The organism is Streptacidiphilus jiangxiensis (assembly GCF_900109465.1).
GTDB classification, from domain to species: Bacteria; Actinomycetota; Actinomycetes; order Streptomycetales; family Streptomycetaceae; genus Streptacidiphilus; species Streptacidiphilus jiangxiensis.
The window spans coordinates 414,429-439,290 of record NZ_FOAZ01000001.1; the positions used below are offsets into that span (position 1 = coordinate 414,429).

The window sequence follows — 24,862 nt, forward strand, 5'->3', positions numbered from 1 at the left end:
GTGACATCTGTCACGCCTGGTCATGGAGGCGCGGCACTGCTGCCGCGCCTCAGTGACCTGGGATTCTTCTTGCATGACGACTTCCACCGAAGCAATCAGGGGGACGGACCGGAAGGGTTCCGCGACCCGCGGAGCGAACGACCGCCCCACCGAGGTCGCGGCGTTCCGCAACGTCAGCAAGGCGTTCGGCTCCGTCAAGGCGGTCAACGGCAGCTCCTTCACCCTGCACCCGGGTGAGACGGTCGCGTTCCTCGGCCCCAACGGCGCCGGCAAGTCCACCAGCATCGACATGCTGCTCGGCCTGAAGGATCCGAGCGCCGGCGAGGTGAGCCTGTTCGGCGGCTCCCCGCGTCAGGCGATCATGGACGGCAGGGTCGGCGTGATGCTGCAGAGCGGCGGCCTGCTGCCCGAGGTGACCGTGCGCGAGCTGGTCACCTTCGCCTGCAAGGTGCACCCGCGCGGTTACGCCGTCGACGACGTCCTGACGACCGCCCAGATCCTCGACCTGGCCGATCGCAAGGTCGACAAGCTCTCCGGCGGCCAGGAGCAGCGGGTACGCTTCGCCCTCGCCACGGCCGGCGACAGCGACCTCATCGTCCTCGACGAGCCGACCACCGGCATGGACGTCACCGCCCGCCAGGCCTTCTGGTCGGTGATGAAGGCCCAGGCCGACGCCGGCCGCACGATCCTGTTCGCCACCCACTACCTGGAGGAGGCGGACGCGATCGCCGACCGCGTCCTGGTGATGCACAAGGGCCGCCTGATCGCCGACGGCACCGCGGCCGAGATCAAGGCCCGCGCCGGGCAGCGCCGCATCTCCTTCGACCTGCACCCCGGCGACGGCGGCGACGCGAGCCTGCTGAGCGCCCTCCCCGGCATCACCGCCCTGGACGTCAGCGGTTCGACGGTCCGGATCTCGACGTCGGACGCCGACGCCACCATGGCCGCCGTCTACCGGGCCGGCCTCTACCCCCGTGGCCTGGAGGTCACCGGGGTCGGCCTGGAGCAGGCCTTCATCACGATCACCGCGGAAGCTGCCGGCACGGAGGCGAACTGACCATGGGACAGCTCATCAAGCTCGAGGTCCTGCGGGTCCTGCGCAACCGCCGCTACCTGTTCTTCACCGTCGTCTTCCCGGCGATGATGTACTTCTTCTACTCCTCGTCGTTCAAGGACCAGACCTTCAACGGGATCCCGTACAAGACCTACTACATGGTCTCGATGGCGACCTTCGGCACCGTCGGCGCGGCCCTCAACACCGCCATGCGGATCTCCCTGGAGCGCAAGAGCGGGTGGACCCGCCAGCTGCGGCTGACCGCGCTGCCCGGCTGGGCCTACGTGCTCTCCAAGGTCGTCGCCGCCGGTGTGGTCACCCTCCCGGCGGTCGTCGTGGTCTTCGCGATGGGCGCCTTCGGTGGCGTGCACTTCCCGATCTCCACCTGGCTCGGCATGGGCCTCGCGGTCTGGGCGGGCGGCTTCGTCTTCGCCGCGGCGGGCGTCGCCCTCGGCTACGCCGCCGCGCCGGACACCGTCCAGCCGATCACCATGGTCAGCTACATGGGCATGGCGTTCCTCGGCGGCTCCTGGTTCCCGCTGTCCGGCGGGCTGAAGACGGTCGGTCAGTACACTCCGGTCTACCTCTACAACGAGCTGGCCAAGTACCCGGTCAACGGCGTCTCGGTGGGTGTCTCGCAGATCGCCGGGCTCGCCGCCTACCTGGCCGTCTTCGCGGCCCTCGCGGCCTGGCTCTACCAGCGCGACCGCAAGACCGTCTGACGTCACGGGATCACGGGGATGAGGAAGATGAGCGAGAGGCGCGCGCACACGCCGCGGGTCGGGGTTCCGCCGGAGAACAGTCGGCAGCTGCTCGTGAAGCTGTGCTGGATGCTGGTGTGGATGGTCTACCTGGCCTATCCGATCTCCGACCTCTTCGGGCGGCACAACGTCCCGAAGACCGTCTTCGGCTGGATCATGCTCGCCGTCTTCCTCGGCTGCTACGTCTCGCTGATCATCCGGCGCCAGGTCTCCGGAACGGCGAACACGTGGGACCGCCGGCAGGGCGTCGCGCTCGCGGCGATGTACCTCGCCTCGATCGCCACCTCCGTGGTGTTGGACGCCAACTGGCTGGCCCTGTTCACGTACACAGCGGTCGCGACCGGCATCGTGCTGCCGCAGCGGATCGCGTCGGTGGGTGTGGTCGTGGTGGTCGCGACCCAGGTCGGCCTGGGCCTGGCGAGCGACATCGACCACACCGGACTGGCCGGGATGGCCCTCGGCGGTCTCCTCGGCGGGTTCGCCATGACGGGCCTGCAGCAGTTGGTCCGCACGATGGCCGAACTGCGTGAGGCCAGGCAGGCGGTGGCCGCACTCGCCGCCTCCGACGAACGGCTGCGCCTCGCCCGCGACCTTCACGACCTGCTCGGCCACTCGCTCTCACTGATCACGCTGAAAACCGAGCTCACAGCCCGTTTCATGGACCAGGAGCGTTACGAGGAGGCGCGGTCCCAGGTCGACGACATCGAGAAGGTCTCCCGGCAGGCGCTGGTGGACGTCCGGGAGGCGATCGGCGGCTACCGCCGCCCCAAGCTCGCCGTCGAGTTGGCCGCCGCGCGCACCGCGCTCAGCGCGGCGGACATCGCCATCGACGCGCCGCTCTCGCTCGCCGACCCGCGCCCGGGCCTCGGCGCGGAGGAGGAGGGCGCGCTCGGTTGGGCGCTGCGCGAGGGGATCACCAACGTGGTCCGCCACAGCGGCGCCACCCAGTGCCGGATCCGCCTGATCGAGGACCATGCGCCCGACGGCCGCCTCGGCCGGGTGCTGACGCTGGAGATCGCCGACAACGGCACCGGCGGCGGCAAGCAGGCCCGCCACGGCGTTCCCGGCAACGGCCTGACCGGCCTGTCCGAACGTCTGGCCCTCGCCGACGGCTCCCTCGACGCGGGGCCCGACTCCGGCAAGCACGGCTTCGTGCTGCGCGCGACGGTGCCCCTGCGCGCCGTGCAGACTCCCGTGCAACAGCCTGCGGCCGGTACCGTGCAGGAGTGATCAGAGTTCTGCTGGCCGAGGATCAGGCCATGGTCCGCGAGGCGCTGGCCGCCTTGCTGGGCCTGGAGGGGGACATCGACGTCGTGGCACAGGTCGCCCGCGGCGACGAGGTGGTGGCCGCGGCCCAGGCGCACGAGGTCGAGGTCGCCCTGCTGGACATCGAGATGCCGGGCCTGACCGGCATCGAGGCGGCAGGACTGCTGCGGAAGGCTCGCCCGGGCACCAAGATCGTGGTGCTGACCACCTTCGGCCGCCCCGGTTACCTGCGCCGCGCGATGGAGTCCGGCGCCGACGCCTTCCTGGTCAAGGACGCCCCCGCCTCCCAACTCGCCGAGGCCGTCCGCCGCGTGCTGCGTGGCGAACGCGTCATCGACCCCACCCTGGCCGCGGCGGCCCTCGCGGAGGGCGCGAACCCGCTCACGTCGCGCGAGCGCGACGTCCTGGCAGCGGCGGCGGACGGCAGCGCCAACACCGACATCGGCAAGCGTCTCCACCTCTCCGAGGGCACCGTCCGCAACTACCTCTCCGCGGCGATCCAGAAGACAGGCGCCCGCAACCGCACCGAGGCGGTGCGCATCGCCATGGAGAAGGGCTGGCTGTAAGCCCTTCGTCCAGTTCGCCCGCCCCTGAGGTGGCCGCCACTGGACGGAGTCAGTTCAGTCGGAACCTGGCCGCCTTCGCCTCCGCGCGGACGCGCTTCGCCGATTCCGGGTCGAAGGCGTCGAGGATGGTCGCGTACTCCTCCATCTGCGCCGCGCCCTGCAGGAAGTGACCCGTCCTCACCAGCAGCTCCGCCCGTTCGAGGCGCAACTGCGCCGGGTGGCGGGGCAGGAGGAGCGACAGCTCCGTCGCCCAGAGCTGGGTGCGTGCGTGCTCGGGCCTCGCCGAGGCCCAGTTGCGGATGTTGGCCAGCGTCCGCAGGACGACGTCCTGCGGCTCCGCGGGACGCAACAGGTCCGGGGTGAGGCGGTAACCCGCCTCGGCGACGAGCGCCGCGGCGTCCGCAGCGGAGAGGATCTGCCCGCCGCGGAAGGCGTCGACGAGGACGAACTCGCCCTCGGGGTCGCCGACCCCGACCACGAAGTGGCCCGGCAGGGCGACTCCGTACACGGGCAGGCCCACCATCCGGCCGACCGCGATCCAGACCGTGGAGACGGTGATCGGCAGTCCGCGTCCGCGGCGAAGCACCTGGTGCAGCAGCGAGGACTCCAGCCGCTGGTAGACGCCGGGGCCGCCGCGCAGATCCGCGGAGCCGGCCAGCGCGCCCGCCAGTACCGCGGCCGTCTCCGAAGCGGACCGCTCCGCCCCTCGGCCGCCCGGCGGCGACTCCCGCAGGGCCGCGCGCACCACCGAAGCCAGACGCTCCAGGGCGCCCAGCGCGGGGGCGAGAGCCTCGTCGATGCCCCCGTTCTCGGCCTCCAGATCCACCTCGAAGCCCATGAGCAGGCAGAGCATCGCGAGGTCCGGCCGTTCCTCGCGCGCCTCGGCGGCGAACCGCGCTCTGCTCTCCTCGCTCACGGGCGAGGATTCTATGCGCGGAGCGCCACCTGAACCTGCCTCAGGCGCGACCTGGCTGCCCGCGCCGCCTGTCAGTCGGCGAGTCGCGCGTAGGCGTAGCGGTAGGCGACGTCGAAGCCCAACCGGTCGTAGAGCGCGCCGGCCGCCGTGTTGACCTCCTCGACCTGCAGGTAGGCGCCGCAGGCGCCCTCCTCGGCGGCGCGGGAGGCGAGCGTGGCCATGACGGCGCTCGCGAGACCGCGGCGACGCGCCTGCGGCGCCACCTCGATGGCCGCGAAGCCGGCCCAGGCTCCGTCCACCACGCAGCGCCCGATCGCGGCCGGACCGTCCGGCACGTCCGGCAGCGACACCGAGGCGAACCAGACCGAAGCTCCACTGTGCAGCAGCTCCCGTGCCGCCGCGGTCTTGACCGCGTCCGCGCCGACCCGCTGGTAGCGCGCGAGCCAGGCCTCGTCGGCGACCCGGGCCAGCCGCACGTCCGCCGCAGGCGCGGAGACGGGCGCGGCCAGGCGCGCCAGTGGGGCCGTGCGGACGAACGTCCCGGCCTCCTGTGCGCCGCGCGTGGCCAACGCGGCCTCCAGTCCGGGCGTCGAGCCGGGCGAGGTGAGTTCGACGAAGGCGGGCAGCCCGCGCGCCGTGTACCAGGCCTGTACCCGGTCCAGTGCCTCGTCCAGGGGCAGCCCCGGATCCCCCAGCGTCTGCGTCGAGTTGCCGCGGCGGGTGAAGCCGGACGAGGCCCGCAGCACCCAACCGCCCAGCGCCTCCTGCTCCAGCGCGTTCCAGCCCCGGGCGGCGATCCGCTGCAGCTCGGCGGCGGTCGGCGGTTCCGGCGCGGCCAGCGAGCGGCGCAGCGGCGCCGGCGGCACCGGCTTGCCCGCCACCAGCTCCGCCACGGGCAGTTCCACCGCCTCCCCGGCGCGGTTCACGACGGTCAGCACGTCGGTGTCCGGATCCCAGGATGTGAGCACACCCAGCGTGTCGCCGAACTGGAGACGATCGTCGACAACTCCCACAACACGCCGTGTCATCACACGTCGTCCCAGGTCAGCGGGGGTGAGCCGGAATGCTGACCGGTCAACTGCGCCCGCTCGGGACGTGATCATGCCTACCTCCGTTACATTCGATGCCCTCGACCGGCGATACTAGGGGCGGGCATCGACGACGCCGCGCTTCCCTTGCGCGATAGGCCCTTACTAGGAGGAATGACAGCGTGACCTACGTCATCGCGCAGCCTTGTGTCGACGTGAAGGACAAGGCGTGCATCGAAGAGTGCCCGGTCGACTGTATCTACGAGGGCCAGCGGTCCTTGTACATCCACCCGGACGAGTGCGTCGACTGCGGCGCCTGTGAGCCGGTCTGCCCGGTCGAGGCCATCTTCTACGAGGACGACACCCCGGAGGAGTGGAAGGACTACTACAAGGCGAACGTCGACTTCTTCGACGACCTCGGTTCGCCCGGTGGTGCCTCCAAGCTCGGTGTGATCGAGAAGGACCACCCGTTCATCGCGGCCCTCCCGCCGCAGAACCAGGACCACTGAGTTGACTCCGTCGCACGACAGCTCCGCCGCGCCGTCCCTCCTCGGAGGGGCGGCGCGCCGCGTCTCGGCCCTTCTTCCGCCGTTTCCGTGGGACCGCCTGGAGCCGTACAAGGCGATCGCCGCCGCGCACGCGGACGGCATCGTCGACCTCTCGGTCGGCACCCCCGTCGACCCGGTCCCGCAGCTGGTCCAGGACGCGCTGGCCGCGGCCGCCGACAGCCCCGGCTACCCCACCGTGTGGGGCACGACGGAGCTGAAGGACGCGCTGGTCGGCTGGGTCGAGGGCCGCCTGGGCGCGCGCGGGATGACGCACCGCAACGTCCTGCCGGTCGTCGGCTCCAAGGAGCTGGTCGCCCTGCTGCCGTGGCAGCTGGGCGTGGGCCCCGGTGACCGCGTCGCCTTCCCGCGGCTGGCCTACCCCACCTACGAGGTGGGCGCACGGCTGGCGCGGGCCGAGTACGTGGTCTACGACGACCCGACCGAGCTCGACCCCGAGGGCCTGCGGCTGCTCTGGCTCAACTCGCCCTCGAACCCGACGGGTCGGGTCCTGGGTGTCGACGAGCTGCGCCGGATCGTCGCGTGGGCCCGCGAGCACGGGATCCTCGTGGTGAGCGACGAGTGCTACCTGGAGCTGGGCTGGGAGGCCGAGCCGGTCTCCGTCCTGCACCCGGACGTCTGCGGCGACTCCGTCGCGGGCCTGCTCGCGGTGCACTCGCTCTCGAAGCGCTCGAACCTCGCGGGTTACCGCTCCGCGTTCGTCGCGGGCGATTCGGAGATCCTCGGCGAGCTGCTCGAACTGCGCAAGCACAGCGGGTTCATGGTCCCGGCCCCGGTCCAGGCGGCGACGGTCGCGGCGCTGGCCGACACGGCCCACGTCACCGAGCAGCGCGAGCGCTACGCCGCCCGCCGCGAGGCCCTGCGGGCGGCGCTGACCGCGGCGGGGTTCCGCATCGAGCACAGCGAGGCCAGCCTCTACCTGTGGGCCACCCGCGACGAGCCCTGCTGGGACACCATCGCGGACCTGGCCAAGCTGGGCATCCTGGTCGCCCCGGGCGAGTTCTACGGCACGGCCGGCGCGAACTTCGTCCGCGTCGCCTTCACGGCCACGGACGAACGCGTCGCCGCGGCGGTCGCCCGCCTCTGACCCACCACGACGTCCGCCCTCGGCCCCTCACGGGGGACGAGGGCGGACGTTCCGCTTCGCTCCCTCACGGCCGCGCGGCGGTCAGTTGCAGCACCTCAGGGGCGCGAGGCCCTGCCGATTTGCGGCTCCGCCGCGTGGGCACGACAAGCCACCGTGTGCGGCGTGTCGCCGAGCGAGCAGGGCCATCCTCCCCCGGCCTTCGGCCGGGGGTACCCCCACGGGTGGTTGCTCGCGCCCACGCGGCGGAGCCGCAAGTCAGCAGAGCCGCGCGCCCCTGGGAGGGAGCGGTGCAGCGTTACAGCGGGAGGCCGTTGACCGGGAGGCCGCCGAGGGGGAGGCCGCTCAGGCCGGGGACGGCGCCGGTGACGCCGGAGAGCGGGTTCTGGCCGGCGCCGCCGAGGGAGGGGAGGCCGCCGAGGCGCTCGGAGGGCATCGCCGCGCTGCGGGTCGCGCCGCCCAGGGCGCCGCCCGCGGCGCCCAGCGGGAGGCTGTTGACGGCCGGCAGGCCGTTCAGCGGGAGGGCGCTCAGCGGGCTGGACGGGGCCTGCTGCGGCGCGGCCGCCGGAGCCGCGGCGGGGGCGTCGGCCGGGGCCGCAGCCGCGGGCGCAGCCATCGTGTCGCCGGCCGTCGTGCCGCTGGCCGCCGCGGAAGCGGGCATGCTGCGGGCCACACCGGCGTTGTGGGCGACACCGACCGCCTGCGACGCGGTGCCGAGCAGCCCCATCACCGACGAGCCCATCGAGCGGTTGGCGACCGGGACCGCCTGCGCGGCCGTGTGACCCGCCGCGTCGGCGACGACCGGCACGCCGTTGCTCGCGGCCTCGCCGACTCCGGAGCCGGCCAGCTCACCGGTCTGGTGCGCGGTGCTCTCCAGCGAGCCCCCGAGGTCGGGAGCCGAGTTGAGCTGGCTGAGCCCACCCAGGTCAGGCACCGCCGGCAGCGCGGGGGCGGCCATAGCCGTGCCCGCCGCGACCGCCGGGACCGCACCGGCGGCGACAATGACCGCGGCCTGGACGATCCGGCGCGAGATGGGGAGAGACATGGTGCTCCTTGAGATGGGACGACAGAACCCGTCCGCCGGGCGGACGTGGTGATTACCGCCGCAGGAGCAAGAAGGTTGCGGTGCCGCTGGGTAAAGAGTTCGCCAAGCAGACCAGTCTTTTGTCCGGTTGTGTCCGCTATGTCGACTGGGCCCGGCGTCGGCGGGGAAAGGTTTCTTCGCTGACTCACCAAGGGTTCGCGCAGGTGGAGCGAGAAATTTCGGCCGTCTCGACCCGAATGGCCGCATTCGTCAACCCCAGGCGGTTTCGTTCACCCCCGAGGGAGCACCCAGGAGTGGCCGAGGTTGCCGTCGGCCCTGCCGTCAGGCGACGGTGATCCGCAGTCCGCCGGAGGAGTCGGACGCGTCCTGGGCGCTCGCCGTGCCCGGCGACGCGGAGCTCGTGGAGACCCAGCCCTTGCCCGAGTCCGCGCTGGTCCACATCTTCCCGGCGTACTCGACGGCCGTGATGTGCAGGGTCTTGGCGTGCGCGACCGACCACTGCGCCACCGCCCAACCGCGCTCCGTCCGGTACGCGGTGCCGTGCACCGTCACCGCCAGTCGCTGCTGCGGCGCCGCGCCGGGGGAGGAGGAAGCGGAGTCGGAGCTCGCCACCGAGCCGAGTGCGGAGGAGGAGACGGCCCGGCCGAAGTCCTTCCTCAGCTCCGCCTGGAGCGTCGTGGCGCCGTTGCCGGAGGGGGAGGTGCCGACGCCGTCGACCGTGCAGTTCAGGGCCGAGGGCACGCGGCCGGTCAGCGCGCCGGACAGCGTGGTCGCGTCCGCCTCGTGCTGGGCGTAGGCGTCGGGGAAGCCGCTGTGCTGGACGTCCTGCGCGGCCTCGGTCAGCGGCAGTTGGGCGTAGCCGGGGATGGCCACCAGCCGGTCGAGGAACTTGTTGGTCGCGTAGACCGGGTCGGCGATCTGCTCCGGGGTGCCCCAGCCCTGCGAGGGACGCTGCTGGAACAGGCCGATCGAGTCGCGGTCGCCACCGCTGAGGTTGGTCAGCCGGGACTCCTGCATCGCGGTGGCGATGGAGATGGTCACCGCCCGCTCGGGCAGGTTGCGGGAGGTCGCGACGGCGGCGATGGTGCTGGCGTTCTGCATCTGGTCCAGGCTGAGCTGGACGATGCCGTCCGGGGTGTCGGCCTCGCAGCCCTCGGCGATCGGGCCGGGCAGCAGGTTGCGCCCCTTGCCGATCAGCACGGCCACCACGACCACGGCCGCCACCAGGAGGACCACGAAGGGAAGACAGGCGGCCAGGCGACGTCGACGGCGTCGCGGCGTCGGGACGTCGTCGCCCGCGCCCATCATCTCGCTGAGACTCACCCGGTGTCCTCTCTCCGGCAGCGCCCACCTCGCTGCGCACCACTCCGGTCGGCACATTCGGCCAGGTCCGGCCGAGTGGTCACCCTACCCACTGGGACGGCCCGGCCGGGACTACGGTTCGCCTGCGTACCTGTGACCCGTGCCGCGCTCCGGTCGACGCTGAGGCGGACCTGAGGGAATCCCACGTAGGCTGGATGTTCATGAGCCGTCCTGATGCCCCCGCCGCCGAGTCCGCCGTCCCCGAGCTGGACCTGAGCACGACGGGCGGGCAGTTGACCGCCCGCCTGGTCGACATCCCGTCCGTGAGTGGTTCGGAGCAGGTGATCGCCGACGCCGTCGAGGTGGCGCTGCGCAAGCTGCCGCACCTGACCGTGGAGCGCGACGGCAACGCGGTGATCGCCCGCACCAACCTGGGCCGCGCCGAGCGCGTGGTGCTGGCCGGGCACCTGGACACGGTGCCGATCGCCGACAATCTGCCCTCCCACGTGGAGGGCGATCTGCTGTACGGGTGCGGCACGTCCGACATGAAGTCGGGCGTCGCGGTCCAGCTGCGCATCGCGGCGACGGTGCCGGAGCCCAACCGGGACATCACCTTCGTCTTCTACGACTGCGAGGAGGTCGAGGCGCGCCGCAACGGTCTCGGCCGGCTGGCCAAGCACCACCCGGACTGGCTGGCGGCCGACTTCGCGGTGCTGCTGGAGGGCACCAACGCGCAGGTCGAGGGCGGTTGCCAGGGCACCCTGCGCGCCGAGATCCGCACCACCGGCCAGCGTGCGCACTCCGCCCGCGCCTGGCTCGGCGACAACGCGATCCACAAGGCCGCGCCGATCCTCGAGCGCCTGGCCGCCTACGAGGCGGAGCGTCCGGTGATCGACGGCCTGGAGTACCACGAGGGCCTCAACGCCGTCCGCATCGAGGGCGGCGTCGCCAACAACGTGATCCCGGACGAGTGCCTGGTCGTGGTGAACTTCCGCTACGCCCCGAACCGCAGTCCGGAGCAGGCCGAGGCGCACGTGCGCGAGGTCTTCGACGGGTTCGACGTCGTCGTCACCGACTTCGCCGCCGGTGCGCTGCCGGGGCTGTCCCAGCCGGCCGCCGCCGCGTTCGTCGAGGCCACCTCGACCACCCCGACGGCCAAGTTCGGCTGGACCGACGTCGCGCGCTTCTCCGCGCTCGGCATCCCGGCCGTGAACTTCGGCCCCGGCGACCCGAACTACGCGCACAAGCGGGACGAGCACTGCTCGCTGTCGGCGATCGAGGAGACCGAGAAGCGCCTGCGGGCCTGGCTCCAGTCCTGACACGGCCTGACTCGGTCCTGACGCGCTCCTGGCGCGGGAGCCGCGCGGTCCCGCACAGTTCCGACCGGTCCTGAAACCGCCTTCTGACATACCTCCGTTCGTCGATTGATCGTCGTACGCTGCGGAGGTATGACAGACGACCGCAGCAACGAGACCAGCAACAGCAACGGCCACGAGGTGCGCCTGCGCGGCAAGATCCGCGTCAAGCACCGCGGCCCGGTGCTGCTGCGCGGCGAGCAGGTGGACAACAGCACCACGGACCAGCGCCTGCTGGACTCGGCCGGTCCCTCCGACTGGCTGCACACCGACCCGTGGCGGGTCATGCGGATCCAGTCCGAGTTCGTCGAGGGATTCGGCGCGCTGGCCGAAGTGGGCCCGGCCGTCAGCGTCTTCGGTTCCGCCCGCACATCGGCCGACTCGGAGGAGTATCGCGCGGGAGTGCAGATCGGCCGGGCGTTGGCCGAGGCCGGCTATGCGGTGATCACCGGCGGCGGGCCCGGCGCGATGGAGTCCGCCAACCGCGGTGCCTTCGAGGCGGGCGGCACGTCGGTCGGGCTCGGCATCGAGCTCCCCTTCGAGCAGGGGCTCAACGACTACATCCACCTCGGCCTGAACTTCCGGTACTTCTTCGTCCGGAAGACCATGTTCGTCAAGTACAGCCAGGGCTTCATCGTGCTGCCCGGCGGCTTCGGCACCCTCGACGAGCTCTTCGAGGCGCTCACCCTGGTGCAGACGCACAAGGTGACCAAGTTCCCCGTGATCCTCTTCGGCACCGCCTACTGGTCCGGCCTGCTCGACTGGGTGAGGAACACGCTGGTCGCCGAGGGCAAGGCGTCCCCGGGCGACCTGGAGCTGATCAGCTGCACCGACTCCGTCGAGGAGGCCGTCAAGATCCTCGAGGCGAGCCGCACGAACGGTCACGCGCAGCCCGCCCACAGCCCCGAGTAGTCCGCCCGTTCGTCAGGCGAGCCCACGGCGGGCGACCGCGGGAGCACGGGTTCCTCGGATGGAAGCGACCATGTCGAGGACCTGGCGCGTCTCGGCCACCTGGTGCACCCGGTAGATCCGGGCGCCCAGCCAGGCCGAGACCGCGGTCGTGGCCAGCGTGCCGAGCAGCCGCTCGCCGACGGGCTTGTCCAGCGTCTCGCCGACGAAGTCCTTGTTGGACAGCGAGACCAGCACAGGCCAGCCGGTCTCCGTCATCTCCGGCAGGCGACGCGTCGCCTCCAGCGAGTGGCGGGTGTTCTTGCCGAAGTCGTGGCCCGGGTCGATGATGATCGACTCACGCGGCACGCCCAGCGCCAGTGCCCGCTCCGCCTCGCCGCTGACGGTGCGCTCGAGGATGTCCGCCATGACGTCCGCGTATTCGATCCGGTGCGGCCGTGTACGCGGTTCGGCGCCTCCGGCGTGTGTACAGACCAGTCCCACCCGGTGCGTGGCGGCGACCTCGGCGAGCTTCGGGTCGACCCCGCCCCAGGCGTCGTTGAGCAGGTCCGCGCCGACCGCGCAGACGGCCTCGCCGACCTCGTGGCGCCAGGTGTCCACACTGATCACCACGTCCGGGTGGCGCTCCCGCAGCGCGGCGACGAACGGGACGGTGCGGCGCAGCTCCTCCTCGACGGTGACCTCGTCACCCGGGCCGGCCTTCACGCCGCCGATGTCGAGGATCGCCGCCCCCTCGGCGACCGCCAGGTCGGCCGCGGCGAAGGCCGGCTCGTCGGCGAAGGTGGCTCCCTGGTCGAAGAAGGAGTCCGGCGTGCGGTTCACAATCGCCATGATCAGCAGCTCGTCCGGACCGAAGGTCCGCCGGCCGAGCTTGAGGGGCGAGCGATCCATGCGTCCTCCCGGGCTGGTGCGCCATGATGGCTGTCGTTACGTTTGGGGCTTGTCCATGATCCCCCACCGGCAGCCTGGAGTGGGCCTGTGTTCTGGTTGATCCTCGTCCTGATGGTGCTGGTCGTCGGCGCGGCCGCGCTGGCCGCGCTCGGCGCGGGCGGCTCCCTGCCGGAGGCCGAGCGCGACCGTCTGTCCGCGCGGCTGCCGCAGGACCGCCCGCTGGCCCGCACCGATGTCGACGAACTGCGTTTTCCGATGTCGCTGCGCGGCTACCGGATGGACGAGGTCGACGACGCCCTCGACCGCATGGCCGCCGAGCTGAGCGAGCGCGAGCACCGGGTCCACGAGCTGGAGAGCGCACTGGCCGCGGCCCTCGCCGCGCCCGGCGCGGCGGGCGCGGTCGCCGCGGAGCGGCATGTCGCCTACGAGCCCACCCAGGTTGCCCTGGCGGAGCCCGCGCCGACCGCGCCGACCGAGAAGGCGTGGGCCGAGTCGGCGGAGTCCGCGGAGTCCGGGGAGTCCGCGGATCCGGCGACGCCCGAGGACGCGACCGGCGGCGATGCCGGGGAGACTGCGGCCGACGAGGACGGGCCGCAGTGAGCGAGGCGATCCGCGGCGAGGACGGCCGGCTGCGCTGCCCGTGGGGCCTGTCGACCCCCGACTACGTCGAGTACCACGACACCGAGTGGGGCAAGCCCGTCCACGGGGACGTCGCGCTCTACGAGCGGATCTCCCTGGAGGCGTTCCAGTCCGGCCTGTCCTGGATCACCATCCTGCGCCGCAGGGAGGGCTTCCGCCGGGCCTTCGACGGGTTCGACCCGGAGAAGGTCGCCGCCTACGACGACTCCGACGTCGCCCGCCTGCTCGCGGACGAGGGCATCATCCGCAACCGCGCGAAGGTCCTCGCCACGATCGCCAACGCCCGCGCCCTGCTGGAGCTCGACGGCACCACCCTGGACTCCCTCGTCTGGGGCTTCGCCCCCGACCCGGCCCCGGCAGCCCCGACGAGTCTCTCCGCGGTGCCCGCGGTGACGCCGGAGTCGACGGCGCTGGCGAAGGAGCTGAAGCGCAAGGGCTTCCGCTTCGTCGGCCCGACGACCGCCTACGCCCTGATGCAGGCCTGCGGCCTGGTGAACGACCACCTGTCGGACTGCTTCGCCCGGTAGTCGCACCCTCCCGGGGTGCGGGGAACCGCGCGAGGACCCCCGGTGACGGATGGCCCGTTCGCTCGTGATCCGACCGCCCTCGGTGGCTTGTCGCGCGCTTCCCCGCGCCCCAGGGGTGGTGCACCCGGAGGGTGTGCCTCAGGCCCCCGTGAAGCGGGGTGTCTCCTTGGCGAGGAAGGCGTCCACCGCGATGCGGTGGTCCGCGGACTCGCCCGCGAGGGTCTGGAGTTCCTCCTCCTTGGCCAGGGTCTCCACCAGGGTGTGGCCCGCGCCGAAGGCGACCGCCGCCTTGATCGCGCCGTAGGCGACCGTCGGGCCGTCGGCCAGCTTGCGGGCGAACGCCACCGCCTCGTCCATCAACTCCGGGCCAGGCAGCACGCGGTGCGTGAGACCGAGGGCCAACGCCTCCTCGGCCTTCACTGTCTGAGGGAACATCAGCAGCTCGACGGCCTTCGCCTGGCCGACCAGCCGCGGCAGCGTCCACGCCGCCCCCGTGTCGGTGCTGAGCGCGACGCCGGCGAAGGACGTGTTGAAGCCGCCGTGCGCGGCGAGGAAGCGGAAGTCGCAGGCCCACGCGAGGGCCGCGCCCGCTCCCGCCGCCACGCCGTTGACCGCGGCGACGACCGGCTTGCGCATCGTCGCGATCGCGGTGACCAGCGGGTTGTAGTGCTCACGGACCGTCGACAGCGCGGGTCCGCCGCCGGCGCGCGCGGCGGCGAGGTTGCCGACGTGCTCCTTGAGGTCCTGGCCGACGCAGAACGCGCGGTCCCCGGCCCCGGTCAGCAGGACCGCACGGACCGCCGGGTTCTCGGCCGCGTCCACCGCGGCGTCACGCAGGGCCACCTTCGTCGCCGTGTCGAGCGCGTTCATCGCCTCGGGGCGGTTGATGGTCAGGGTCGCGAGCCCGTTCTCGATCTCGTAGAGAACGCTGTCGGCCACGTCCGTCTCCTCACTGTTCGTCCAGCTGTGTCACCGGCTGGTACCCCGGTCAGCATGACGGATCGGGCCCCCACGGGAAGATGTGACGTAGCCCACTTTCCCCCATGTTCGACCGGGAAGGCGAGGGGGACTCATGCACCCGCACAGTCCCGGCGGGGGAGGGGAACTGAGGTGCGGTCGGCGAGCGTGTTCGAGTCCGTCGGAACGTGCACGGAGGAGGCCGCTGGGGCTGGCGAGATACGTGATGTTGGTCATCAGACGGTCGGATGCGGGATACTGGTACTCCGATCAGTGCGTTCGAAACCGGCGGTGGACGGGCCGTGGGTTCCGGTGGAGCAGGTGCAGGAAGGGGAACGAGCATGGCGGCCATGAAGCCGCGGACGGGCGATGGCCCGCTTGAGGTGACCAAGGAGGGGCGGGGCATCGTCATGCGCGTTCCGCTTGAGGGCGGCGGACGTCTGGTCGTCGAGCTGACGCCCGACGAGGCCGAGGCGCTCGGTGACGCCCTCAAGAAGGTGTGCGGCTGAGCCGCACCCCCGCTCACATCCTCCGTCGAAGGCCCCTGTCCCGTTCCGGGACGGGGGCCTTCGTCCTTTTAGGGTGCGGCGCGGGGCGTCAGCGCCGGACCGCGGCCAGCAGTCCGTCGCCGACGGGCAGCAGCGCCGGGATGAGGTCCGGGTGCTCGCGCACCTGCCGCATGAGTTCGCGGACCGCGGCCGTGCGGACCCCGGAGAGCGCGCCCTCGAAGCAGACCGTTCCCCCAGGTCGCAGCAGGCGCAACGATTCAGCAAGGTACCCGGTGGTCTCGGCCGGGTCGCCGTCGCAGAAGACGAGGTCGTACTGCCCGTCGGCGAGCCGTGGCAGCACGTCGAGCGCGGGGCCGGGAATCAGCCGGGCGCGGCTGGGGGCGAAGCCTGCCGCCCCGTAGGCCTCCCGGGCCTGCCGCTGCAGGCCGGGCTGGATGTCGACGGTGGTCAGGATGCCGTCCGGGCGCATCCCGCGCAGCAGGCAGATCCCCGACACGCCCGCGCCGGTGCCGATCTCCACCACCGCCCGGGCGCCCGCCGCCGCAGCCAGCAGCCGCAGGGCCGCGCCGCTGCCGGGGGAGACCGGGCGCACCGAGGAGAGCAGTGACAGTTCGCGGGCGCGCACCAGCACCTGGTCCTCGACGGCGTAGGCGTCGGCGAGGGCCGCGTCCGCTTGCCCGTAGCCGCTGATGCCTTCCTCCCGCGCCGAGCCGATGGGTGTGCCGATCCGTGCTGACCAGTGCCGATTTCTGGCCACAGGTTAGTGGAGAGCGGCGGAACCGGGATCAACGCCCGGCCGTTGGAATGGGATGAGAGCCGGGTTCACACCCGGCTGCCCGCCCCGCCGGCGCACCGGATGTGCACGGATCGCCGCAGGTGGGTCGTATGGTGATTGGCTTTTATCCGGTGCTAACGGGTGGTGCGGATATGGTGGTGGCCCTGCTAGGCAGAAGAGCCGATCGAGGAGGTGTGGCTGAGGGGGGCGCCCGTTCGCGCAGTCTTCGCGGCACAGCGCCGGCCCGTAGGCCGAAGCCCGTGGTGAGTGAGTCGCAGCCCGAGAACGCGCCCGTCGACGTGACGGAGTCGCAGACCGCCTCCTTCGATGAGCAGACTGCGGCTGCCTGGACCCCTCCCAGCTGGGAGGAGATCGTCCAGACGCACAGCACCCGGGTCTACCGTCTCGCCTACCGCCTGACCGGCAACCAGCACGACGCCGAGGACCTCACCCAGGAGGTCTTCGTCCGGGTCTTCCGCTCGCTGTCCACGTACACGCCGGGCACCTTCGAGGGCTGGCTGCACCGGATCACGACCAACCTCTTCCTGGACATGGTCCGCCGCAAGCAGCGGATCCGGTTCGACGCGTTGGCCGACGACGCCGCCGAGCGGCTCCCCAGCCGTGAGCCGTCCCCCGCGCAGCAGTTCCACGACACCCACTTCGACGCCGACGTGCAGCACGCGCTGGACAGCCTCGCGCCGGAGTTCCGGGCCGCCGTCGTGCTCTGCGACATCGAGGGCCTGTCCTACGAGGAGATCGCCGCCACCCTCGGCGTGAAGCTCGGCACCGTCCGCAGCCGTATCCACCGCGGTCGCGCGCACCTGCGCGCCGCCCTGCAGCACCGCGCCCCGGGCGCGGGCGAGGGCCGTGAGCGGCGGGCCGGAGTGGACGTGGAGGCCGAGGCCCAGCTGTTGGCCGCCGACGCCCTGGATCGGGGGCGGTCCTCGTGAGTGAGCAGCCCCGCCGCGTCCCGCGGTCGGAGGTCGGCGAGCTCCGGGTGACCCAGGTCTCCGTCGCCGTCACCGCGCCACAGCAGCAGGAGCACCACCTCGGCGATCGTCTGGCGGCGTTCGTCGACGGCGAGCTCGACCACGGCGCGCGCGAGCGCGTCCAGGCGCACCTGGCCACCTGCCCCGACTGCCTGGCCGAGGCGGAGGAGGAGCGCCGCCTCAAGACGCGGCTGCGCGAGGTCCTGCCCCCGGAGCCCAGCGCCGTCTTCATGAGCCGCCTGATGGCCATCTCCGCCCCTGGGCAGGACAGCGACGACGTCGGCCCGCCCCAGGGCCCTTCCGGGCCCTCACGGGTGCGCTCGCTCTTCGGCACGGCCTCTCACGGTTCCGGCGTCGGCTTCGGCGGTGCGGGCGGGCTCGGCAACGGCGGCCTGCGGGGCAGCAGCTTCGGCAACGGCGCGCTCGGCGCCGACCACCCGCTGCCCGGCATGGACCCGCGGGCCCGGCGCGAGCGCGGCCGTGAGCCGCGAGCGGAGCGTCCCATAGCGGCCCGGCTGCGTACCGGAACGGGCCCCTCGGGCTCGATGGTCCCCGTCCAGCCCGCCGACGACCAGGCAGGCCAGACGGAGCGGACGGCGACGGTGGTCGGCCTCGCGCCGAGCGTTCCGGCCGCGCCGCGCGGGCGTCGGCTGGTCTTCGCAGCGGCCGGAGCCTTCTCCGTGGCGGCCGTCACCCTGAGCACGGCGCTCACCGGGGTCACCGCGACGTCGGAGGCGCCCCCCGGCGTCGCGCCGCTCACGGGCACCAACAACTACGTCCCGAACAACTACGCCCCCGGCGTCGGGCAGGTCGCTGCGGACGTGGCGGGTGTCGACGACGCGCGCGAGCACTACGCCGCCACCCGGCACTCGTCGGCGGCCCTGCCGACCTCGGCGCCGAACCTCTACCCGGCGGCCCAGCTGCGGTAGTCGCAGCCACCGCCGCGACGGCGGCCACCCCGACGGGTGGCCGCCGTCGCGTTTTCGGGGTCGGTCCGTCACACCTGTGAGGGGTGTCAGCGGGTTTCGGCGTCGCCGCGCGGCCTTGTCGGCGTCCTGTTCAGTCACCTGTTCGTTAACTGGGAACATTCACGCGGGCATAGCCCGGACCGCCCGCGACCTGTTTCAATGCCAGGGCAGCAGGCGTGGAGGAGCGGTTCGGCATGGCAGCGGAGCACCAGGTGGAGGAGCCGCGGGCGCTGCAGCGCGCCGGGCGGCCCGCGCCCGCGTGGTGGAGCCACCCGGGTGGACCCGAAGCACAGTGCGGCCCCATCTTCGGCGGGTCCGCAGGGCCCGGAGACGGCGGTCCGGCATGCCGGGACGAGAACGGCGGCCAGGACGCGAAGCGGCGGTCCCGCCGCGGCACGTGCCACGACGACGCCGCGGCCTTCCGACGCCGCCCACGACCCGCGCCCGCGCTCGGCTCCCCCCGGGGTCTGCTCGTCATCGCCTTCGTCGTGCTCGTCGCCAGCCTGCTCGGGGGCGGCCTGGGCGTGGCGATCGAGGGTGCCGCCGAGGGCGGCCGGCTCACGCTGCACCAGAGCTCGGGCGCGACCAACGAGCCGGCCGGCCGCACCGCGCAGGTGCTGCACGCCGTCCTGCCGGGCGTCGTGTACCTCCAGGTCGACGCCGGGGGCCAGCGAAGCACGGGAACCGGCATCCTGCTGGACGCCAACGGCCACATCCTCACCAACAACCACGTGGTCGCCCCCGAGGGCACGGTCGGCACCGTCACGGTCACGTTCAGCACCGGTCAACGCCACCCGGCCGCCATCATCGGCCGGGACGCCGGCAGCGACCTCGCGGTGCTGCGCGTCTCCGGCGTCTCCGGGCTCACCCCGGCGACCTTCGGCGACTCCGACAACGTCCAGGTCGGCGAGCCGGTGATGGCGATCGGGGCCCCCTACGGGCTGCGCGGCACCGTCACCTCCGGCATCGTCAGCGCCGTGGACCGGCCGATCGTCTCGGGCAGCCTCGACTCCCCGGCGGGCCACAGCTACCTGGACGCGCTGCAGACCGACGCGCCGATCAACCCCGGCAACTCGGGCGGACCGCTGCTGGACGCCAGCGGCACGGTGATCGGGATCAACACCGTGATCCGCTCCTCCGACCCGGACAGCTCCGACCCCTACGGCAGCGACAGCACCAGCGGCAGCATCGGTCTGGGCTTCGCCATCCCGATCGACCAGGCCACGCAGGTGGCCGCGCAGCTGATCGGCAGCGGGCGGTCGACGCCGCCGAACATCGGGGTCACCCTGGACCGCGGCTTCGACGGCGGAGCCAAGGTGACCGAGGTCCGCGCCCACGGCTCCAAGCTGCGGGTCGGAGACGTGATCACCGCGGCTGACGGCGTGGCCGTGACCGACGCCGACGACCTGATCGCACTGATCCGCGGGCGCAAGCCGACCGGCACCACGGTGCTGACCGTGCTGCGCGACGGCGCGAGCCTGCGGATCCAGGCGAAGCTCTCGTCCGGTCCCACCGACACCACCTCGACCCAGGCCTGATCGACGGCTCGTCGGCCGATTTCACATCGCCGGTTCGCCGGGGGCAGGTACGACTTCCGGTGTCTGCGATTACCCTGGAGCCGTCCACACGTCAGCAGGGGAGCCCACCGCATGTTCTTCGACATCAGCCCACTCGAGATGGTGGTGCTCGTCGTTCTCGCCGTGGTCATCTTCGGCCCGGACAAGCTCCCCAAGCTGGTCCAGGACGCGATGGGCATCATCCGCAAGATCCGCGAGTTCTCCGACAGCGCCAAGGAGGACATCCGCAAGGAGCTCGGCCCCGAGTACCAGGACTTCGAGTTCCAGGACCTCAACCCGAAGACCTTCGTGCGCAAGCAGATGCAGCGCCATGGGGACGAGTTCGGGCTGAGCGAGATCCAGGAGCTCAAGAACGGCTTCACCCGCGACGCGACCGAGGCCTCGGCCGCCGTGCGCTCGGTCCGTAACGATCCGCTGGGCAAGGTGTCCGCCGAGCCCGAGGGCGCCGCCCCGGCACAGCCCGCGCAGCCGTCGACCGGCGGCTCCGGCTCCTCCTCGGCCTCGGACGAGCGCCCGCCCTACGACCTCGAGGCCACCTGAGCGCCGTCCGAGCGGCTCGTGCGCGGCATTCGGGCGGCACCCGACGGGCGTTTCCCCCGTCCCTACACGGTGGTCCCCTCCCGCCCCGGTAATCTTCTGCCGGGGCGGACCAAGGAGGAGGGCCGGTATGGACACCACGAGCCACACCGTGGCGGAGCAGGACCAGCAGCCGAAGCAGGGGCCGCGCACGGCGGCCAAGCCGATCGAGCCCGGGTTCGTCGGAGCGGACTTTCCTTGGTACGGCCTCGACGACGCCTGGACCGGTCGCCGCTGGTACGGCGCCACCGGAACTTCCCCGGACGGCCGCACGGTCGACTACGGCTCCCTCGGGCACGGTGACGAGCCGGTCCGCTCCTACCTCGCCCAGGACCCGGCGGAGGGCAAGCGCTTCGCGGTCGTCGTGACGGTCGCCCGCCGCGAGGCCCGCCGCCTGGAGAACGGCACCGGCATGCTGGAGGCGACCTCGGTCTCCTCCGCCGCCTGGCTGGCCGGCTCCGGCCTGCTCGCCGCGACGGAGCACGCCCCGATGGAGCGTTCGCTCCGCCAGGACTGGATGGACCAGCAGACGGCCCTCGCCTGGGACCTCGCCGACGACCTCGACGGCCCGGCCTGGTCCTCGCTCACCCTCCCGGTCGACGGTACCCCGCAGCCGTTCCGCTACCGCGAGTCCGAGTACGGCTGGGTCCTCGCCGGCGACGCCGAGGGAGTCCACATCGGCGCCTACGGCCGCGGCGTGAGCGCCTACGGCCTCGGCTTCGGCATCGTCACGGAGTTCGCCGGCTACGGCGGCTGAGCCGCCGCCCGGCGCTCACCGCGTCGGGGCTCACCCGGCCGGCGCTCACCGCGTCGGGGCTCACCGCGTGGGTGCTCGCCGTGTCGGCGCTCGGTGCTCAGTGCTCGGCGGAGGACCGGAACGCCATTGTCAGGGTGGTCAGCTGATCCATGTCGATGTTGCTGATCCGGGTGGTGGTGAGGCTCCCTTCGCTGCCGGCGTCGGTCCAGGTACAGACCTCCTCCGTGCTGTTCTGGCCGCACTGCATCTCGCCGTCGGACCCGAGGGGGAGCACCTTCGCATCCGTCACGCCCGCCCCGGCCAGGAACTGGGTGTTCTCGTAGTCGGCCGAGTACTGGTCGAGATCGCTCGCCAGCCGGGCGTCGAGCGCACTGGTGTCAGTCATGGCGACGAGGACGGGGCGGGTCGGATCGCCCGAGGTCGTGTAGAAGTTCACGACCTGCTGTCCGCTCGTCCTGGCCGCCACCTCGGACTGGAGCTGGTCCGCGGTGGCGCCCGTCATCAGCTGGTAGTCGTCCAGCGTGGCAGGCGCGGAGATGGTCACCGTCGTCGGTCCCTGGGACGCGGCACTGCCGTAGTCCCCGCCGTCCCGGATGTCCTGCACCACGTCCATCACGACGGCGACGGCGACGATCGCCACCGTTCCGAGCACGACCTGCCGGGTCCGCGTCCGCCCGAGCTGGGTCGCCTCCTCGATGTCCTCGGGAATCATCACCGGTTGGGTGCGCCGCCAGGTCCGGGTCGCCGCCCAGAGCACGACGACGGCCACAGCGGCCAGCAGGAACGGGGCGGCCATTCCGCCGGCGCGGTAGGCATCTGAATGAGTGTCGATCGCGAGAAGCACGGGCCGTGATCATAGAAATCCCACCGAGGTGTGTACACGGCGCCGCGTCTCGATCCCGTATCGATCGTGTACCCCACGAGCCTGCTGTCAGGACAAACACCGACCAATCGGTGTCCCGCCCGCGCCGGGCACCGAACGCGAACGCCGGTCACACCCCAACTACGGGGCATGACCGGCGTTCTCCGTGCAGGGTCAGAACTTGTTCAAATCAGCCTCGAAGGGCTCTGACCTGCGGTGGAGCCATCTCACTCGGGGTCTGGGGCCGCGGTGGGGCCGTCACCCGGGTCAGGGCTGTCACCGAAAGCCCGGTCCACCGCCTCCTTGGTGCCGCTTCTCACTGCTGGGCATGAGGTGCGCGTAGGTGCGGAGGGCGAAGCCCGGATCGTGGTGCCCGAGGTATTCGCCCGCTCCACGTGCGTGTGGGTCGACGGCAGACGGGATGGCAGCAGGGCAGGACTGCGGCTGGATGGTCGGGAGCGTCGCAGGATGGCTCTGCGAGTGGCAGTGGGATGGCACTTGCCGCCTGGGGAGGCGGCCCCAATATGATCGCCCGACGCTCGCCCCGACCGGGGACTTCATGGGAGACCTACGTGATCCTGTTTGTGCCGACCACCAAGAGTCAATTCGTGCGACTTGGTCTCGTATGCGCGGTTATGGTCTGCGTTGGGATCGTCCTTGTCATACACGCGGAGAGCAAGCCCAGTCGGGCGGCTGAGCCATCCTGTGCCACCTTTGTTGACACCGCGCAGACGGGCGACTGCCTCGCCAAGATAGGCGCATGGTGCAAGGCCAACGAGCCGACGACGGATCCGAACCAGTGCAGCCTAGAGGTCCTCGGGGAAGCGGCACCGTAGCCCTGGCGACGAACAGACGTAGGCGTGCCCGTCCCGTGCCCGATGGGGCAGTACGGGGCAGGGAATGGCGGGGAATCAGTGAGACGAGTCCGAGGCTGACTGCGAGCGAAGGCCAGGTCAGCGGTGCTGGCGGGCCGTGCGGAACTAGATTCCCAAGCTTAGGTCCGGCTTCGTGCCTGTCGACGCTGGGGCCGGCAGCCCCCGCTCGAAGAGGGACCGCCCAACTCAGCCTCGGCCCATGGCGCGAGCCTGCCGTTCCTCTTCGCCAACCTCGTACTGATACACGAAGCGCCTGGCTGTCCTCGGGTCTGGGTCTAGGCCGACGGCAAGGCCACGGTTTGCCCAGTGGTCGCCGTCGCCGTGGACGTAGTACCAGCCGTTGACGCCCGGATCGGCTCGTCCCCGCCAGCGCCCCACCCAGAAGCTCTCATCGCCGCGCAGACCAGGCATCTCGTTCAGCGCTTGGCGGAGCGGAGGCAGATAGGCGGCGCTGACATTGGCCAGTGTCCAGTCGTGATCCTGAGCCCACTTGGCCGCGTCCTCCCAGGTGGCTTCATGCTCTGACACTCCATACCAAATGATCGCCATCTACTCTCCATCCCGCACTGCTCGCGTCCTGGGAGGATAAGGCGACGGCCGGGCGCCGCAAGGGGCGGGCCTTGAGTGGCATGCCAGACGTGCCATACCCGTGCCAGACGGAGCAGCACGCTGCGGGGAAAAGGGGGGCGAGCGGGGAACAGTGCGTCCGTTCCCCAGGTGGCAGGACTCCAGGTCGGCCTAGGTTGCCTGGGCGGAGTCTCCTAAAGCCGGTGTCGGCGATGAGGCAGACGACCCTGTCCGCACCCCGGGTCCCGTCCTTTACGACGACAATCGCCGACCACTTCCCCGCAGGTCAGGGGAGTGATCGGCGATTGCTTCGCAGGTCGGTAGGCCGGCGGTTCAGAACTTGTTCTTCGGCGTCAGGCCGAGGGAGAGGCCGGAGAGGCCGCGCTGACGGGAGGCCAGCTTGTTGGCGATCGCGCGGAGGGCGGAGCCGGCAGGGGAGTCGGGGTCGGACAGGACGACGGGCTTGCCCTCGTCGCCGCCCTGGCGCAGGCGGACGTCGATCGGGATGTTGCCGAGGACCGGGATCTTGGCACCGGTGGCCCGGGTCAGGGCGTCGGCGACCGTCTGGCCGCCGCCGGTCCCGAAGACGTCGACCATCTCGCCGCAGTGCGGGCACGGCATGCCGGACATGTTCTCGATGACGCCGACGATCGTCTGGTGCGTCTGCAGCGCGATCGTGCCCGCGCGCTCGGCGACCTCCGCAGCGGCCTGCTGCGGGGTGGTGACGAGCAGGATCTCCGCGTTCGGGATCAGCTGGGCGACCGAGATCGCGATGTCGCCGGTGCCCGGCGGCAGGTCGAGCAGCAGGATGTCGAGGTCGCCCCAGTAGACGTCCGCGAGGAACTGCTGGAGGGCGCGGTGCAGCATCGGGCCGCGCCAGACGACGGGGGCGTTGCCAGGGGTGAACATGCCGATCGAGATGACCTTCACGCCGTTCGCGGACGGCGGCATGATCATGTTCTCGACCTGGGTCGGCCGACCCTCGGCACCGAGCATCCGCGGGACGCTGTGGCCGTAGATGTCGGCGTCGACCACGGCGACCTTCAGGCCCTGGTCGGCGAGGGCGGCGGCGAGGTTGACCGTCACCGAGGACTTGCCCACGCCGCCCTTGCCGGAGGCGACCGCGTACACACGGGTCAGCGAGCCGGGCTTGGCGAAGGGGATCTCCTTCTCCGCCTGACCGCCACGGAGCGTGGACGCCAGCTCCTGGCGCTGCTCCGCGCTCATCACGTCCAGCTCGACCTCGACCGAGGAGATGCCGGGGACGGCGGAGACGGCGTCGCGGACGCGGTTGGTGATGGTCTCGCGCATCGGGCAGCCGGACACGGTCAGCCAGACCGCGACGTGCGCCGCGCCCGCGGCGTCGACCGCCACGGATTTGACCATGCCGAGCTCGGTGATGGGCCGGTTGATCTCCGGGTCCTGCACCTTCGCCAGCGCGGCGCGCACGGACTCCTCGATGGGGGTCGCCTCAGTGTCGGTTGCCATACCGGAATGGTACGGCGGCACGGGACGCCCGCTGACCCACCAGTAGCGTGCAG

Annotated in this window: 26 protein-coding genes; 16 read left to right on the top strand and 10 right to left on the bottom strand. The window is 71.8% G+C overall.

Annotated features, from left to right (window positions below; translation table 11 throughout):
• The first annotated feature begins 73 nt into the window (after positions 1 to 73).
• Genes BMY61_RS01820 through BMY61_RS01835 form a run of 4 tightly spaced genes read left to right on the top strand, consistent with a single transcriptional unit; the run spans position 74 to position 3,647 of the window.
• The gene (locus tag BMY61_RS01820; RefSeq protein ID WP_082014708.1) at positions 74 to 1,057 is read left to right on the top strand and encodes an ABC transporter ATP-binding protein; all 984 of its coding nucleotides are present in this window, start codon (positions 74 to 76) and stop codon (positions 1,055 to 1,057) included.
• A gap of 2 nt (positions 1,058 to 1,059) precedes the next feature.
• Complete coding sequence (locus BMY61_RS01825; RefSeq protein WP_042442288.1) at positions 1,060 to 1,776, top strand: ABC transporter permease; 717 nt, start codon at positions 1,060 to 1,062, stop codon at positions 1,774 to 1,776.
• 27 nt (positions 1,777 to 1,803) lie between these two features.
• Entirely contained in the window at positions 1,804 to 3,045 is a 1,242-nt protein-coding gene (locus BMY61_RS01830; protein WP_042442290.1) for a sensor histidine kinase, read from the top strand.
• Positions 3,042 to 3,647 carry a response regulator transcription factor gene (locus BMY61_RS01835; RefSeq protein ID WP_075003711.1) on the top strand — a complete coding sequence of 202 codons (606 nt, stop codon included), beginning with the start codon at positions 3,042 to 3,044 and terminating at the stop codon, positions 3,645 to 3,647. The genes BMY61_RS01830 and BMY61_RS01835 overlap by 4 nt, the downstream gene beginning before the upstream one ends.
• A 49-nt stretch (positions 3,648 to 3,696) precedes the next feature.
• Here the strand turns inward: BMY61_RS01835 and BMY61_RS01840 are convergent, their stop codons facing one another.
• Positions 3,697 to 4,563, bottom strand: coding sequence for a transglutaminase family protein (locus BMY61_RS01840; protein ID WP_042442294.1), 867 nt, complete (start codon positions 4,561 to 4,563; stop codon positions 3,697 to 3,699).
• A 71-nt stretch (positions 4,564 to 4,634) separates the two neighbouring features.
• Complete coding sequence (locus tag BMY61_RS01845; protein WP_075003712.1) at positions 4,635 to 5,666, bottom strand: GNAT family N-acetyltransferase; 1,032 nt, start codon at positions 5,664 to 5,666, stop codon at positions 4,635 to 4,637.
• Between the two features lie 107 nt (positions 5,667 to 5,773).
• Here BMY61_RS01845 and fdxA point away from each other — a divergent pair, with 107 nt between their 5' ends.
• Positions 5,774 to 6,100 (top strand): ferredoxin, encoded by a 327-nt coding sequence (gene fdxA, locus BMY61_RS01850; protein ID WP_042442297.1) that lies wholly within the window; start codon positions 5,774 to 5,776, stop codon positions 6,098 to 6,100.
• A gap of 1 nt (position 6,101) precedes the next feature.
• Positions 6,102 to 7,244, top strand: coding sequence for a succinyldiaminopimelate transaminase (dapC, locus tag BMY61_RS01855; protein WP_042442299.1), 1,143 nt, complete (start codon positions 6,102 to 6,104; stop codon positions 7,242 to 7,244).
• Positions 7,245 to 7,539: 295 nt separating this feature from the next.
• Here dapC and BMY61_RS44670 read toward each other — a convergent pair whose 3' ends face one another.
• Positions 7,540 to 8,286: a hypothetical protein gene (locus BMY61_RS44670; protein WP_052438292.1), complete on the bottom strand. Its 747-nt coding sequence runs from the start codon at positions 8,284 to 8,286 to the stop codon at positions 7,540 to 7,542.
• A gap of 321 nt (positions 8,287 to 8,607) precedes the next feature.
• Positions 8,608 to 9,609 (bottom strand): VldE C-terminal domain-containing protein, encoded by a 1,002-nt coding sequence (locus BMY61_RS01865; protein WP_052438293.1) that lies wholly within the window; start codon positions 9,607 to 9,609, stop codon positions 8,608 to 8,610.
• 200 nt (positions 9,610 to 9,809) lie between these two features.
• On the opposite strand from BMY61_RS01865, the gene dapE reads away from it, so the two are divergent.
• The gene (gene dapE, locus BMY61_RS01870) at positions 9,810 to 10,907 is read left to right on the top strand and encodes a succinyl-diaminopimelate desuccinylase (protein WP_042442505.1); all 1,098 of its coding nucleotides are present in this window, start codon (positions 9,810 to 9,812) and stop codon (positions 10,905 to 10,907) included.
• A 129-nt stretch (positions 10,908 to 11,036) separates the two neighbouring features.
• On the top strand, positions 11,037 to 11,855 hold the full coding sequence (locus tag BMY61_RS01875; protein WP_082014709.1) for an LOG family protein: 819 nt from the start codon (positions 11,037 to 11,039) through the stop codon (positions 11,853 to 11,855).
• A 12-nt stretch (positions 11,856 to 11,867) separates the two neighbouring features.
• Here the strand turns inward: BMY61_RS01875 and folP are convergent, their stop codons facing one another.
• On the bottom strand, positions 11,868 to 12,743 hold the full coding sequence (gene folP, locus BMY61_RS01880) for a dihydropteroate synthase (protein WP_042442301.1): 876 nt from the start codon (positions 12,741 to 12,743) through the stop codon (positions 11,868 to 11,870).
• Between the two features lie 87 nt (positions 12,744 to 12,830).
• Between folP and BMY61_RS01885 the strand changes: the two genes are divergently transcribed.
• Both BMY61_RS01885 and BMY61_RS01890 read left to right on the top strand, forming a co-directional pair.
• The gene (locus BMY61_RS01885; RefSeq protein WP_042442303.1) at positions 12,831 to 13,343 is read left to right on the top strand and encodes a DivIVA domain-containing protein; all 513 of its coding nucleotides are present in this window, start codon (positions 12,831 to 12,833) and stop codon (positions 13,341 to 13,343) included.
• A complete protein-coding gene (locus tag BMY61_RS01890) occupies positions 13,340 to 13,909 on the top strand; it encodes a DNA-3-methyladenine glycosylase I (protein ID WP_042442305.1) in 570 nt (189 codons plus the stop codon). Before BMY61_RS01885 ends, BMY61_RS01890 begins: the two co-directional genes overlap by 4 nt.
• A 138-nt stretch (positions 13,910 to 14,047) precedes the next feature.
• On the opposite strand, the gene BMY61_RS01895 is transcribed toward BMY61_RS01890, so the two are convergent.
• Positions 14,048 to 14,848, bottom strand: a complete 801-nt coding sequence (locus BMY61_RS01895; RefSeq protein ID WP_042442307.1) for an enoyl-CoA hydratase-related protein — start codon at positions 14,846 to 14,848, stop codon at positions 14,048 to 14,050.
• A gap of 359 nt (positions 14,849 to 15,207) precedes the next feature.
• Here BMY61_RS01895 and BMY61_RS01900 point away from each other — a divergent pair, with 359 nt between their 5' ends.
• Positions 15,208 to 15,375: a DUF3117 domain-containing protein gene (locus tag BMY61_RS01900; RefSeq protein ID WP_075003713.1), complete on the top strand. Its 168-nt coding sequence runs from the start codon at positions 15,208 to 15,210 to the stop codon at positions 15,373 to 15,375.
• Positions 15,376 to 15,463: 88 nt separating this feature from the next.
• Here BMY61_RS01900 and BMY61_RS01905 read toward each other — a convergent pair whose 3' ends face one another.
• Complete coding sequence (locus BMY61_RS01905; RefSeq protein ID WP_425314656.1) at positions 15,464 to 16,132, bottom strand: O-methyltransferase; 669 nt, start codon at positions 16,130 to 16,132, stop codon at positions 15,464 to 15,466.
• Between the two features lie 170 nt (positions 16,133 to 16,302).
• Here BMY61_RS01905 and sigE point away from each other — a divergent pair, with 170 nt between their 5' ends.
• From sigE to BMY61_RS01930, 5 genes are all read left to right on the top strand, one after another.
• Positions 16,303 to 17,100: an RNA polymerase sigma factor SigE gene (gene sigE, locus BMY61_RS01910; RefSeq protein WP_236655833.1), complete on the top strand. Its 798-nt coding sequence runs from the start codon at positions 16,303 to 16,305 to the stop codon at positions 17,098 to 17,100.
• Positions 17,097 to 18,068: an anti-sigma factor family protein gene (locus BMY61_RS47345; RefSeq protein ID WP_052438294.1), complete on the top strand. Its 972-nt coding sequence runs from the start codon at positions 17,097 to 17,099 to the stop codon at positions 18,066 to 18,068. The genes sigE and BMY61_RS47345 overlap by 4 nt, the downstream gene beginning before the upstream one ends.
• A gap of 233 nt (positions 18,069 to 18,301) precedes the next feature.
• The gene (locus BMY61_RS01920; RefSeq protein ID WP_082014710.1) at positions 18,302 to 19,645 is read left to right on the top strand and encodes a S1C family serine protease; all 1,344 of its coding nucleotides are present in this window, start codon (positions 18,302 to 18,304) and stop codon (positions 19,643 to 19,645) included.
• A 111-nt stretch (positions 19,646 to 19,756) separates the two neighbouring features.
• Positions 19,757 to 20,224 carry a sec-independent translocase gene (locus BMY61_RS01925; RefSeq protein ID WP_042442310.1) on the top strand — a complete coding sequence of 156 codons (468 nt, stop codon included), beginning with the start codon at positions 19,757 to 19,759 and terminating at the stop codon, positions 20,222 to 20,224.
• A gap of 127 nt (positions 20,225 to 20,351) precedes the next feature.
• Positions 20,352 to 21,017: a hypothetical protein gene (locus BMY61_RS01930; protein ID WP_042442312.1), complete on the top strand. Its 666-nt coding sequence runs from the start codon at positions 20,352 to 20,354 to the stop codon at positions 21,015 to 21,017.
• Between the two features lie 97 nt (positions 21,018 to 21,114).
• Here BMY61_RS01930 and BMY61_RS01935 read toward each other — a convergent pair whose 3' ends face one another.
• From BMY61_RS01935 to BMY61_RS01950, 3 genes are all read right to left on the bottom strand, one after another.
• Positions 21,115 to 21,861 carry a hypothetical protein gene (locus BMY61_RS01935; protein ID WP_152629222.1) on the bottom strand — a complete coding sequence of 249 codons (747 nt, stop codon included), beginning with the start codon at positions 21,859 to 21,861 and terminating at the stop codon, positions 21,115 to 21,117.
• 1,079 nt (positions 21,862 to 22,940) lie between these two features.
• Positions 22,941 to 23,303, bottom strand: coding sequence for a hypothetical protein (locus BMY61_RS01945; protein WP_042442316.1), 363 nt, complete (start codon positions 23,301 to 23,303; stop codon positions 22,941 to 22,943).
• A 351-nt stretch (positions 23,304 to 23,654) separates the two neighbouring features.
• Positions 23,655 to 24,809: an Mrp/NBP35 family ATP-binding protein gene (locus BMY61_RS01950; protein ID WP_042442318.1), complete on the bottom strand. Its 1,155-nt coding sequence runs from the start codon at positions 24,807 to 24,809 to the stop codon at positions 23,655 to 23,657.
• Between the last annotated feature and the right edge of the window lie 53 nt (positions 24,810 to 24,862).